This is a genomic window from Hafnia sp. HMSC23F03 (assembly GCF_001816025.1).
GTDB lineage: Bacteria > Pseudomonadota > Gammaproteobacteria > Enterobacterales > Enterobacteriaceae > Hafnia > Hafnia paralvei.
The window spans coordinates 104,814-117,478 of the sequence record NZ_KV824233.1; the positions used below are offsets into that span (position 1 = coordinate 104,814).

Genomic DNA, 12,665 nt, shown 5'->3' on the forward strand with positions numbered 1-12,665 from the left:
TAACGTCAGTTTCAGGGGATTCATTCCGTTGCCGCCTTTCTACATTCTGAAATCTTTCGGGGAAAGCCGGAAAAATGTTGTAACTCCACCTTAACCCCTCTTTTGTCAGAGGGAAGTGCGTACGGTGGGGGGAAGTCTGTATTCGAAATTCAAATTCAATTACGGAGTACACCATGTCTGAGAATCACAATCTGTCCGGTAATGGCACCAACCAATCATGGCAGAAGCGCCGTGAGGAAGCGGTGGCGGGCGGAGTTTCAACCTTACTGCCAGCGTTCATTCAAAAAGCGCGCAACGCTGAGCTGTGGGACATCGAAGGCAATCGTTATATCGATTTTGCAGCTGGGATCGCGGTATTAAATACTGGGCATAACCATCCAAAAGTGATCGCGGCGGTGCAAGAGCAACTGACTCGCTTTACTCATCCGTGCTTCCAAGTGACACCGTATCCAGAATACGTTGAGTTGGCTGAGCGTTTGAATGCGCTGGTGCCTATAAAGGAAGCGACTCAGACACTGTTATTGACCACGGGAGCCGAAGCGGTTGAAAACGCCGTTAAGGTTGCGCGTATTGCAACGGGACGCGGCGGCGTGATTGCGTTTCGCGGCGGCTTCCACGGACGCACCCTCATGGGGATGGCGTTAACGGGGAAAGTGGCACCGTACAAACAGGGATATGGGCCATTCCCATCGGGCATTTATCATGCGCCGTATCCTGCGCCATACCTCGGTATTACGGAACAACAGGCTCTGGATGCGTTAGATGCCATTTTTGCCGCTGATATTGCGCCGACTGAAGTCGCGGCCATCATTATCGAGCCGGTGCAGGGTGAAGGCGGTTTCTATGCGGCTCCGGCGGGATTCCTCAAATCGCTGCGTGAGATTTGCGATCGGCACGGGATCGTCTTGATCGCGGACGAAATTCAGAGCGGTTTCTGTCGTACAGGCAAGACCTTTGCTATCGAGCATACCGGCGTAGAGCCAGACTTAGTGACTATGGCGAAAAGTCTGGCCGGTGGTTTCCCGCTGTCTGCGTTGGTGGGTAAAAAACGTTTAATGGAAAAAGCGCTGCCGGGCGGATTGGGTGGAACCTATGCCGGTTCGCCAGTGGCGATTGCAGCGGCTCTGGCAGTGACGGATCTGATTGAGGATGAACAACTGAATCAGAAGGCACAACAGGTTGGTGAGCAGATCACCCGCGAACTACATGCGCTGGCTGAGCGTTTCGACTGCATTGGTGACATTCGCGCCGTGGGTGCGATGGTGGCCATGGAATTAGTTGAAAACCGTGATGCGACCAAGCCGAATAAAGCGCTGACCTCGGCGTTAGTGAAAGAGGCTGGTCAGCAGGGGCTGATTTTGCTCTCCTGTGGCGTGCGCGGTAATGTCATTCGATTCTTAGCACCGCTCACAGCAGAAAAAGAAGTTATAAAAGAAGGTATGGAAAAGTTAGCTGCGGCACTTTCTGTTGTAGCTAAAAAAGTGCAGAATGCATGACATAAAGATAACCGGCAGTTTACTGACGGTTATCTTTTTTTTATCACTGAAGCGATGCGTAACACAACCCATCGACGGTGAACAAACGATGAACTGCCCGAACAGCTGATTGGGCAGATTCCAAATACAGAGCGCGATCGGTTGATTTGCGCGATAGCCAGAGCAAAAGCATTACTCGCGGCTGTTTTCCACTACCGGACCACGGAGCGTTCAGGCGGTAGTGGTTTCAATGTGACGTATCGGGATACGTCTAGAGGATATAACGATGGTGCATGTTTATGTTTATCCGCCGCGCTTGGGCGAACGCCTAAGCCGCAGCGAATACGGGCCAGCTCACTGTTTTTCTGGCGCTTTGCTGAATGAACAAACCTATATCTGTAGTCGATTATCCCGCCGCCTAATACGACGTTTCCCCGCGGCCTCTCTGAATGACGTTAATTTGTTACCAGCAGAGGACAAAGGGGGAAACCGTCATGGCGATTAGAACTCCTTCTGTTTCTCAGGCGACCGCACATGAAGCGGGCAAGCCTCAATTACGTAAATCTCTAAAGCTTTGGCAGATCGTTATGATGGGCTTGGCCTATCTGACGCCAATGACGGTGTTCGATACCTTCGGCATTGTTTCCGGTATCAGCAACGGCCATGTACCGATGTCATATCTGTTTGCGCTGGCCGGAGTGCTATTTACGGCGATTAGCTATGGAAAACTGGTACGCCAGTTCCCGACGGCGGGTTCTGCCTATACCTATGCGCAAAAAGCGATAAATCCACACGTAGGTTTCTTGGTGGGCTGGTCGTCGCTGCTTGATTATCTGTTTTTACCGATGATTAACGTGCTGTTGGCAAAAATCTACCTGTCGGCGATGTTCCCAGAAGTCCCCCCGTGGATTTGGGTCGTTGGTTTTGTTGCGATAATGACGGCGGCTAACCTGAAAAGCGTGAGTTTAGTGGCAAACTTCAACACCATTTTTGTCATGGTGCAGGTTGCTATTATTTTGGTCTTCATCTTTCTCGTGGTGCAAGGACTGCATAAAGGGGAAGGGGTGGGGAAGGTATGGAGCCTACAGCCTTTTGTCAGTGAAAATGCCCACCTGCTGCCGATAATCACCGGCGCCACCATCGTGTGCTTCTCTTTCCTCGGATTTGACGCGGTGACTACGTTGTCTGAAGAAACCAAGGATGCGGCAAAAACCATTCCGCGCGCGATATTCTTGACCGCGCTGTATGGCGGGATCATTTTCATCTCGGTGTCGTTCTTTATTCAGCTCTTCTTCCCTGATATCACGCGCTTTAAACAGCCGGATGAGGCGTTACCGGAAATTGCGTTATACGTCGGTGGCAAGCTGTTCCAGTCAATCTTCTTGTGCACCACCTTCGTGAATACGCTGGCTTCGGGTTTGGCATCGCACGCCAGCGTTTCGCGCCTGCTGTACGTGATGGGGCGTGATAACGTATTCCCAGAGAAGATTTTTGGCTATGTACATCCCAAATGGCGCACGCCAGCGTTAAACGTGATCATGGTGGGATTGGTGGCTCTGTCGGCAATTTCGTTTGATCTGGTGACGGCCACGGCGTTGATTAACTTTGGTGCGCTGGTGGCGTTTACCTTTGTGAATCTTTCAGTCATTAGCCATTTCTATATTCGTGAAGGGCGTAATAAAACCTGGAAAGATCGCTTCCATTTCTTGATATTGCCGATGATTGGTGCGCTCACCGTGGCCGTATTGTGGCTGAACCTCGAGAAAAGTTCACTGACGATGGGATTGATTTGGGCAGCGCTCGGCTTTGGATATTTGGTCTACCTGACCCGACGCTTCCGTAAACCTCCGCCGCAGTTCGAAAGCCAACCGCAGGCGGAATAAAATTTGCAGAAGTCATATCGGGGAGTGAAAGCTCCCCGATTTTTTTGTCTGTAGCACCGCTAGAGCGAGGATGTTTATTAAGCGACTATGGCGGGTGAGTTAATGTCCGGGATGGTTCCTTTTTCCCCGCACCATATCCGTTGCCAGATGTCGATAACGCCAATGCTGGCGGAATAATTCATACACGCAAAATGCCAATCCCAGCCATATCAAGGAGAAACTGATCATTTTCGGCATACTAATCGGCTCACCGAAGGCTAATACGGCGAGTAAGAATTGCAGCGACGGTTCTACATATTGCGCTAAGCCAATCACCGTTAGAGAAGTGCGCTTGATTGCGGCGGCGAACAGTAAAAGTGGTGCAAAGGTGACAGGGGCGGTAAGCGCATAAAGCACAAAAGTTTTAGTGCCGGAACCCGCTAAAATGCTGCTGCCTGTCATGTGCAGCCAAATCGTGATGGCAATAGCCAGCGGCAACATCCAAAGGGTTTCCAACGTTAACGCCGTCATGATGTCGTAGCGGATAAATTTACGCACCAGCCCATAAAAGGCAAAAGTACTGCCCATCGCCAGAGCCAAAATGGGGATGTGTCCCAACAAAACGACCTGATAGGCCAGCCCTGTAATCGCGAGCGCAACGGCAATTCGCTGAAAACGGCTAAGTTTGTCGTGCAGAAAAACCACGCCAAGGGCAATCGAAAACAGTGGGTTAGTGAAGTAACCGAGGCTGGCATCTAAGACCAAATTATGGGTGAGGGCATAGATAAACGTGGTCCATGATACGCTCATGATAGCGCCGCCCAGCAGACAGCAAAACAGAGATCGCTTGTCCTGCCAGACTTGTTTCCACGTTGTACGATTCTTGAAGAGCAGACGCAGCAAAAGCAATAAAGGAATAGACCAAAACAGGCGTTGCGCCAGCAGCTCTAATGCATTGGCATCCGGCAGCATTTTATAAAATAACGGAGTGATACCCCATAAAATAAACGCCAGAACGGCCAAGGCTGGCCCGTTTTTTAGCCACATAATAACGACCTGTTTTTTGTAAAGTCTATTGTAAAATAAAGATAAAATCGGCTTCTGATGCTAATACTACCCGTTGTTGAAAATACTGAGGGTGATATAGCTCACCCTCAAACATAAAAGTCGTGAATGTTAATTAACTAGCTGGCGCGCATATTCAAAGAGCTCTTTGAGTTGGGCAAGCTTTTCGGGCTCTTCTTCATGGCGGTTATACAACTCTTCAAGTTGATGGATATACGCCTGTACCCGCTCAGGCGTTAGCACCGCTTGGCGATGAAGTTGCCAGCGGCGTTGTTCATCATCCGTAAGCGTAGTGGGGAAGTTGCGAGCGCGATAGCGGAACAGCAAAGGCAAAACGCGTTTATCGCTAAACGTGAGGTCGAGAGCGGGAAGATTCTGTGGCAGCGTCTCTCTGATAATCTGCATGGCGCTTCGGTCGGCGTCGCTGAAGAAGCCGTCATAAAGCTGCGCATCAACGTCATCTGACGCTTTAAAAGGCTCGGCCTCGGCGAAAACGGCAACGACTTTATCACGCAGTTCTGGGTGATTACGCAGCAGCTGCAAGTTATCCATACAACGCTGGCGATCTAAGCCAAGGCGTTCTGCGTTTTCAGGGCGCAGCGTCTGATCTGGCGCCAAAACCGGACACTTGTTGATATGGACTAATTTAAGCGGTGCAGGCGGTTGATCCGAACGCAGTTCGCTGCGGCGCGTGTAAAGGCGTTCGCGCAGAGCATCGGTATCGAGATCCAACAGTGGCGACATATCACCGGCAAGATCGCACATGATCACAGCATTTTTGTTTTCGGGATGCCACGCCAGCGGCGCGACTAGGCTTGTGTTGCCACGCAGCGCGCCAAACATTCCGGAAATATGGACTAAAGGTTTCATGTTGGCGATATCAAGTAGCGCAGAAACCTTATGCTTGTTTCTCAGTTGGAACAGGTAATCAAACAGCTTCGGCTGAGCTTGTTTAACTAACTTAGCCAGTGCAATGGTGGCGTACACGTCGGCCATCGCATCATGCGCATTTTCGTGTTCGATGCCGTTGGCTTTGGACAGGTGTTCAAGCTTAAAGCTCGGCAGACCTTCTTCATTTTCTGGCCAGTTAATCCCTTCAGGACGTAAGGCGTAGCAGGTACGCAACACATCGAGTAAATCCCAGCGCGAATTACCGTTTTGCCAACTATAGGCGTAGGGATCGTAAAAGTTGCGATAAAAGATATTGCGGCTCACTTCATCATCAAAACGAATATTGTTGTAGCCCATGATGCAGGTGCCGGGCACGCTAAACATTTGATTGATTTGGCGAGAAAACTCGGCTTCGCTCACGCCTCGTGCTAAAGCCACCTGAGGAGTAATACCCGTGATCATCACGGCTTCTGGCTGTGGCAGATAGTCATCTGCTGGGCGGCAGTAAATGACCAGTGGCTCTTCGATGATGTTGAAATCAGCATCGGTACGAACGCCCGCGAATTGGGCCGGTCGATCTAGTGCGGGATGTTGACCAAAGGTTTCGTAGTCGTGGATGAGGAAAGTTGGCGCGGCCTTGCTCAAAATAACATCTCTTATCGGGAAACTAAGTGGTAGATAGTGTAACCGCGAAATCGGCTAAACCCAATGCTTGCGGCGAACTGTGCGGAAAACATCGCATTAATCTTTTATCTGGTTTAGCTAATCGGTGTTTGTGATTTAATTTTCTTTCCAATTTTGAGTACACTTGAGCAAGAAAAGAATTTCTATATGTTGTACTTCTGAAGGTATCCCCAGTGCGTCTTAATCGAGCAATAAGTCCCCTTGAACATGTCATTTATGGTCACTATAAGGTCGTGCATGGCGTGCGTATGGCGCTTGCATTTGTCCTCACGTTTTTAGCCATTCGGTTGTTGCATGTGCCTGAAGCTACGTGGCCGCTCATTACGATGGTCGTGGTGATGGGGCCAATCTCATTTTGGGGGAACGTGCTTACCCGTGCGCTGCAACGCATTATGGGAACTGTATTTGGTGCGACTTCAGGGCTTGTTGCGCTGTATCTTGAAATCTATTCGCTACCGCTGATGCTAGCGTGGTGTGCATTGGTGATGTTTGTGTGCGGCGTGCTGGCTTTGGGTAAAAGGCCCTATATGGGACTTTTGATTGGTATTACGTTGGCGGTCGTCTGTGGGGCAGGCCCAGGGGATATGAACACTGCGCTATGGCGGAGCGGCGACGTCATTATTGGTTCGTTACTTGCGCTATTTTTTACGTCGATCTATACCCAGAGAGCTTTTGTTCACTGGCGATTGATGATGAGTAAAGAGCTCAAAAATATGAGTGACTTTTACAGCGCGCATATGTCGCCCAACATATTAGAACGTCCTCATTTGTCGGCAAAACATCAGCAAATACTCAATGAACTCGTCAAGGTTCGGACACTCATCTCACCCTGTGTTCGTGAAACACGCATTAATAAAGACGTGTTTGATGCCATTCAAGTGATGAGCCGCAATTTGGTCTCTACGCTGGAGCTATTGACGGATGCCTATTGGGCGACGCGCGAAAGTCACTTCATCATGCTGAATGCTACCACGTTGCGGGTGTTCCAAAAGCTCTCAATCAATACATTGAATGCGTTATCGAGCGCATTACTGAGCGGCAACATTGACGATGATCTGAGTGACCTACCGGAAATGGGCGCGGTTTCTGTCGAGCTGAAGCATTTGATGGAAAATGCAAAAGCGGCGGAAAATATAGAGGCGCCTATCTATGGCTATGTGTGGCTGAATCTGGAGTTGGCAAAACAGCTCGATGAGCTGAGAGACTTGGTTAGCATGGCGTTAACGAAATAAGCATGTTTTATAAAACGGCTTAATAACTCTTAAGCCGTTTTCTAGAAAACCTGTTTTCTCAAGCATAAAGCGCAGGATAAGACTTAAATTATACTAAAATGTAAATTCTTAATAATAGCTAAGTATGTAACTGAGTTTATGATACTATCCCGTCACGATTTCAAAAATAAAATAATAATTACCCCTTAAAACATTGCATTAAATAATGGATTTATTAAATGGTGTGCTGTGTTATATATATAAATTAAAAATTTAATTTTATATTCCATGCTTGCATTGGATATAATTAGCAGCTCTTCATTGTAAATTCATAAAAAAAAGAGAGTTAAATTCTCCTTTATTTGTAATATACCCCCCGTTTTAAATTAACTACTTGGTACCCATTTATTTATAGGGTGCCTATGTCGTTATTGTTTTACTTGGGTAAGTAAATTTTATAATAAAGGACTATGTCGCATGTTTAAGAAAACGTTGTTAGCGGGAATCACGGGTGTTGTACTTTCAGGCGTTGTTTTCAGCGCCAGTGCTGCAGGTGAGAATCAAGGTTCCGGTAAAGTCACTTTTACTGGCGAAGTGATTGAAGCACCATGTTCAATCAAACCGGGTGATGAAGATTTAAAAGTCAATTTGGGTGAAGTTGCAACGGATGTATTAAATAGTACTCAGCAATCTTTAGCCGAGGACTTCACCATTCATTTACAGGATTGTATCCTGACAGATAGCAAAGGGGACGTGGCGGCTGATAAGGTGAAAGTCACTTTCACTTCAGCTAACGTCGATACCACAGATAAAAGCCTGATGACTAACACATTGCAAGGCGATATCGGTGCTGCTGGTAATGTCGGTGTGCGTATTCTCGACTCGGGTAATAATAAGTTAACGCTGGGCACAGCGGTCACGGTTACGTTCCCTGATACAAGCTCCTATCAAGAGTTAACCTTCAAAGCGCGTATGGAGAAAATCGGTACTACCACGGTAACTCCGGGTAGCGTACAGGCTCAGGCTAATTATATCCTTAATTATAATTAATATTGCATAAACCGATTGAAATCAAACCGGTGAGATGATCACCGGTTTTTAATAATGTTGTTTATAAAAAATGTGTTTATGTGCAAAAATAAAAAGATCGGTTACTCCAAATTATCTCTTCTCATAAAGAAAGCGTTATGCTCAGTTGTCTTTTCGGCATTAGTGCCTTCGACGCTGTTGGCTACTGAATTTAATACGAACTTTATGGACGTAGAGGATCGTGACAATATTGACCTTTCTCAATTCGAGAAGAAAGGGCAGATCCCCGCGGGACAGTATATTGTTCAGGTATCGATCAATAAAAATTTGCTACCTAAAACATGGACACTAGAATGGCTCGCTGCTGATAACGAAAGCGGAACGCAACTGTGCTTGACCGCCGAACATTTGCAGCAATTTGGTTTTGACGAGAAGTTTATTCAACAACTCCATGAATGGAATCAGCAAAAATGCTTGGATATAACCAGTAAACCAGAGCTCTCGGTTAAGCTCGACAAGGCTAATATGCTGGTGAACTTAACGGCTCCACAGTCATGGATGAAATATCAAGCCAAAAATTGGACGCCGCCAGAGTATTGGGATGAGGGCATCTCAGGTGCATTGTTGGACTATAACGTATACGCCAACCAATATGAGCCTAAACATGGCGATAGCACACAAAACATTAGCTCCTATGGCACGCTAGGATTTAACTTCGGCGCTTGGCGTTTTCGTTCCGATTACCAGTACAGTGAAGATTTCGTCAACGGTAAATCGAACGGTAGCGAGGCCACGCTTCCTCGCACCTATCTTTTTCGTCCTATTCCTTCAATATCATCAAAATTTACGATGGGACAGTACGATCTGAATTCCGATATTTTTGATACTTTTCACTTTACAGGCGCTTCGCTGGAAAGCGATGAGCATATGTTACCGCCTGATTTGCAAGGCTATGCGCCGCAAATTACAGGTATTGCCCAGACCAACGCCAAAGTGACCGTTGAACAAAACGGTCGTGTGCTCTACCAAACAACCGTTTCGCCAGGCCCATTTACCATCAGTGATTTGGGTAATACGTTGCAAGGGCAAATGGATGTGACGGTAGAAGAAGAGGATGGGCGTAAAAGTACGTTTCAAGTCGGTTCTGCGTCGGTTCCGTTTCTGACTCGTAAAGGCCAGGTGCGATATAAAACCTCTATCGGAAAGCCGACAACGACCTCGCACAACGATGTGAATAACCCTCTTTTCTTGACCAGCGAATTCTCATGGGGTTGGCTAGGCAATACGTCACTTTACGGCGGTGCGATTCTGACAGCTGATGATTATCAATCAATAAGTTCGGGGATCGGTTTTAACCTGAATGAGCTAGGTTCGATATCGTTTGATATCACCCGTTCTGAAGCCAAACTGGGCTACTCTGAAAACACGCAAGAGAAAAAAAGCGGTTACAGTTATCGCGTGAATTACGCTAAACGGTTTGAATCTACAGGGAGTCAGGTCACGTTTGCGGGTTATCGTTTCTCAGATAAAGAATATGTGACGATGACTGAGTATTTAAATTCACGGGATGGGGACGAGAATACGGATGATGAAAAAGAAAGCTATGTCCTCTCCTTCAACCAAACGATCGAATCGCTTGGCGTGAATGCGTACCTGAATATTTCTCGGGATACATACTGGAATTCAAGCAGTGATACGAGCTATTCGCTCTCGCTGAGCCGAAATTTTGATCTTGGCAATATCAAAGGTATTTCGGCCTCGTTGTCGCTAACGCGTACCCGTTGGGATGGAGAAAACGAAAATCAATATTATCTCTCTTTCTCTATTCCACTGGGGCAGAGCAGCAGCATGTCGTATAACGTGCAGCGCTATGGTGATAAAACCGCACAGTCTGTTTCTTATTACGATTCCTCTAACAAGGACAATACGTGGAACATTTCCGCGTCAGCGGATAACGATCAAATAAGAGATGGAGAACCCGCTTTGCGCGGCGGTTATCAACACTATTCGCCGTATGGACGCCTGAATTTAGCGGCCAGTGTCCAACCGAATATCTACCACTCGCTGAATGTCGGATGGAGTGGTTCTGCGACGGCCACCCGCCACGGCGCGGCGATGCATGATTACACCAGTGGCAACAATGCGCGCATGATGGTGGATACTGACGGCATTGCTGGGGTTGCACTCAATCGTAGTCGTGCCGTCACGAATAGCTATGGCATCGGCGTTATTCCGTCAATCAGCAATTATCAAACGGCGACATTGCAAGTCAATAGCAACGATCTGCCAGAAGGCGTTGATGTGAGTAATTCGGTCATTCGCACTACGCTTACCGAAGGAGCCATTGGCTATACGGCGCTAAGTGCGACCAAAGGCTATCAAATTGTGGGTGTCATTCGCCTTGCCGATGGGCGTTTTCCACCTTTGGGTGTCACCGTTGTTGATGCCAAAACGAATAAAGAAGTTGGATTGGTTGCTGAAGATGGTTTCGTGTATCTCAGCGGTATTCAGGAGGGAAGTTTGTTGCGTGTTGTGTGGGCCAGCAACACCTGCGAAATTTCCCCACCTAATCAAAGCAATATCAGCGAGGCAGCCATTATATTGCCTTGTAAGACGGTTCATTAATTCAGGTTTAATAAGATGAAAGTAAACTATTCACTGGTGTCACTTATTTGTTTGCTCGGTGTGAGTAGCATGGTAAATGCCGCTGTGCTACCCGATCGTACCCGTTTAGTGTTGAATGAAACGGATAAAAGCGTGTCAGTCCGATTAACGAATAAGAGTGAAACGCTCCCTTACTTAGCTCAGTCATGGATTGAAGATAGCGAGGGCAAGAAAACGCGCAATTTTATCTCTCCGTTGCCTCCGCTACTGCGTTTAGAGCCTAGAGAACAGAGTCAAGTTCGGTTAATGGCGCTTCCGCAGTTGGCTACGTTGCCTAAAGATCGAGAAAGTCTGTTTTATTATAATATCCGCGAAGTTCCCCCGCGCACGGAAGATAAAAACGTCATGCAAATTGCGATGCAAAGCCGCTTGAAACTTTTCTGGCGGCCTAAAGCCATTGTGCTGAAAGAGGGGACGGTAATGACATGGGACAAAGTCGATATTTCACTGACGGCAAACGGTATTAATTTCAAAAATAATACGCCGTACTACGTGACGGTCGGCTATATCGGTCTTGACGGTAAGACGCTTATCGCGGGCGGAAGTAGCGTTATGGTTGCCCCTTTTGGCCAAGAGTCTACGGTAGTGAAAAATTTGCCATCTCGTTTCCAGATTGGCTATATCGGTGATTATGGCGGTCTGACGATGTACAAGATTAGCTGTAATTCCGTGCAGTCAGTTTGTCAAAATACGGCGGTACTGAAGGAGTAAATATGCGCAATTTTCTCTTTTTATTCGTTTTTGTTTCTGTTTTTTTGCCATCTTCAGCTTGGGCATTAGATTGCTATAAAGACAGTAATGGGGGGCCTATTAGATTTAGCGCCATGCTACCTTCGTTCACTATTCCAGAGAATGCGCCATTAGGAAGCAAAGTCTGGGAGAGTGGTGACGTTAACTTAACCGTGTATTGTGATAACGCCGCCGATTGGAGTAAATATGCTCCAACGGAAACTGTTCATGCTTGGATTAAACTTCCAGAAATAAACAGTAGCGATGTGATTGATAACCCCTATTTTACCTTTGGCGTGACTTATGAAGGCGTTGATTACGAAACCACCGGGTTCGGGATTGATACGGGAAAATGCTTAGATAAATCATCCAACGGTCACTATTTTGGTCAGACCCCCATTTGCAACGGGGTGGATTTTCAAAAAAATGTGAGTTTCAATGCCCGATTTAGATTGTATATGAAGCTTAAAGCGATCCCTGCGAGCAGTGATACTGTTTACGACTTCGGTAGTATTAACGTCTTACAGTTTGATGGGTCGGGAGGCGCAAACCTTCAAGCGAGTGCGAAGAATTTACGTTTTAATATTGATGGATTGAGCAATGTACACTTTTTGGATTGCAGCGTAAACATCAAGGTTTTTCCTGAGAGTCAGGTAGTGAACTTTAACAAAATTAATAATTCATCTATTCGCACTAGCCCTGCAACTGAACCTTTCAGTATCTCGACCATTAAAGATATGAGCGCCGGTTGTACCCAGCAGTTTGATGTGCAAACCAGTTTCTATACGGATGATGTACTTTACGATGCAACGCATCTTGATATGGATAATGGCCTGCTGCTGAAAATTATCGATGAAGAAGATCATGCTGCCATTGAATATAATCAGTACAAGCCGTTTACCACTTATATTCCTGGACAAGGCTCAGATACGGTTACGCACGAGTACACTGCGGAATTAACCAAAAACCCGACCAAGGAAGTGTCGGTAGGGCCATTTAGTAAAGATCTGATTATCAAGGTCAATTACCATTAAACTTTTGGTAGCATGGCGCGC

10 protein-coding genes are annotated in these 12,665 nt (G+C 47.0%); 8 read left to right on the forward strand and 2 right to left on the reverse strand.

The features are described from left to right. Positions 1–173: 173 nt before the first annotated feature. The 3 genes from gabT (at position 174) to HMPREF3091_RS15395 (ending at position 3,358) form a co-directional block, all read left to right on the forward strand. Positions 174–1,496, forward strand: a complete 1,323-nt coding sequence (gabT, locus tag HMPREF3091_RS15385; RefSeq protein WP_070716825.1) for a 4-aminobutyrate--2-oxoglutarate transaminase — start codon at positions 174–176, stop codon at positions 1,494–1,496. 265 nt (positions 1,497–1,761) lie between these two features. Continuing rightward, positions 1,762–1,980: a hypothetical protein gene (locus HMPREF3091_RS15390; RefSeq protein ID WP_004096065.1), complete on the forward strand. Its 219-nt coding sequence runs from the start codon at positions 1,762–1,764 to the stop codon at positions 1,978–1,980. Continuing rightward, positions 1,970–3,358 (forward strand): APC family permease, encoded by a 1,389-nt coding sequence (locus HMPREF3091_RS15395; protein WP_035504081.1) that lies wholly within the window; start codon positions 1,970–1,972, stop codon positions 3,356–3,358. The genes HMPREF3091_RS15390 and HMPREF3091_RS15395 overlap by 11 nt, the downstream gene beginning before the upstream one ends. A gap of 99 nt (positions 3,359–3,457) precedes the next feature. On the opposite strand, the gene rarD is transcribed toward HMPREF3091_RS15395, so the two are convergent. Together rarD and sbcB are read right to left on the reverse strand one after the other, a co-directional pair. Next, positions 3,458–4,384, reverse strand: a complete 927-nt coding sequence (gene rarD / locus HMPREF3091_RS15400; RefSeq protein ID WP_004096061.1) for an EamA family transporter RarD — start codon at positions 4,382–4,384, stop codon at positions 3,458–3,460. A 129-nt stretch (positions 4,385–4,513) separates the two neighbouring features. Then, positions 4,514–5,941: an exodeoxyribonuclease I gene (gene sbcB / locus HMPREF3091_RS15405; protein WP_193763940.1), complete on the reverse strand. Its 1,428-nt coding sequence runs from the start codon at positions 5,939–5,941 to the stop codon at positions 4,514–4,516. A 209-nt stretch (positions 5,942–6,150) separates the two neighbouring features. On the opposite strand from sbcB, the gene HMPREF3091_RS15410 reads away from it, so the two are divergent. From HMPREF3091_RS15410 to HMPREF3091_RS15430, 5 genes are all read left to right on the forward strand, one after another. Then, positions 6,151–7,209 (forward strand): FUSC family protein, encoded by a 1,059-nt coding sequence (locus HMPREF3091_RS15410; RefSeq protein ID WP_070716831.1) that lies wholly within the window; start codon positions 6,151–6,153, stop codon positions 7,207–7,209. Positions 7,210–7,665: 456 nt separating this feature from the next. Beyond that, positions 7,666–8,238 (forward strand): fimbrial-like protein, encoded by a 573-nt coding sequence (locus HMPREF3091_RS15415; RefSeq protein WP_070716833.1) that lies wholly within the window; start codon positions 7,666–7,668, stop codon positions 8,236–8,238. Between the two features lie 78 nt (positions 8,239–8,316). Continuing rightward, positions 8,317–10,842, forward strand: a complete 2,526-nt coding sequence (locus tag HMPREF3091_RS15420) for a fimbria/pilus outer membrane usher protein (RefSeq protein WP_070717171.1) — start codon at positions 8,317–8,319, stop codon at positions 10,840–10,842. A gap of 15 nt (positions 10,843–10,857) precedes the next feature. After that, positions 10,858–11,592 carry a fimbrial biogenesis chaperone gene (locus tag HMPREF3091_RS15425; protein ID WP_070716835.1) on the forward strand — a complete coding sequence of 245 codons (735 nt, stop codon included), beginning with the start codon at positions 10,858–10,860 and terminating at the stop codon, positions 11,590–11,592. 2 nt (positions 11,593–11,594) lie between these two features. Beyond that, complete coding sequence (locus HMPREF3091_RS15430) at positions 11,595–12,644, forward strand: fimbrial protein (RefSeq protein WP_070716840.1); 1,050 nt, start codon at positions 11,595–11,597, stop codon at positions 12,642–12,644. The last annotated feature ends 21 nt before the right edge of the window (positions 12,645–12,665 follow it).

Excerpts from the sequence above, each read along its gene's own strand:
- gabT (WP_070716825.1), top strand. The coding sequence starts at position 174 with ATGTCTGAGAATCACAATCTGTCCGGTAATGGCACCAACCAATCATGG.
- HMPREF3091_RS15390 (WP_004096065.1), top strand. The coding sequence starts at position 1,762 with ATGGTGCATGTTTATGTTTATCCGCCGCGCTTGGGCGAACGCCTAAGC.
- HMPREF3091_RS15395 (WP_035504081.1), top strand. The coding sequence starts at position 1,970 with ATGGCGATTAGAACTCCTTCTGTTTCTCAGGCGACCGCACATGAAGCG.
- rarD (WP_004096061.1), bottom strand. The coding sequence starts at position 4,384 with ATGTGGCTAAAAAACGGGCCAGCCTTGGCCGTTCTGGCGTTTATTTTA.
- HMPREF3091_RS15415 (WP_070716833.1), top strand. The coding sequence starts at position 7,666 with ATGTTTAAGAAAACGTTGTTAGCGGGAATCACGGGTGTTGTACTTTCA.
- HMPREF3091_RS15420 (WP_070717171.1), top strand. The coding sequence starts at position 8,317 with ATGTGCAAAAATAAAAAGATCGGTTACTCCAAATTATCTCTTCTCATA.
- HMPREF3091_RS15425 (WP_070716835.1), top strand. The coding sequence starts at position 10,858 with ATGAAAGTAAACTATTCACTGGTGTCACTTATTTGTTTGCTCGGTGTG.
- HMPREF3091_RS15430 (WP_070716840.1), top strand. The coding sequence starts at position 11,595 with ATGCGCAATTTTCTCTTTTTATTCGTTTTTGTTTCTGTTTTTTTGCCA.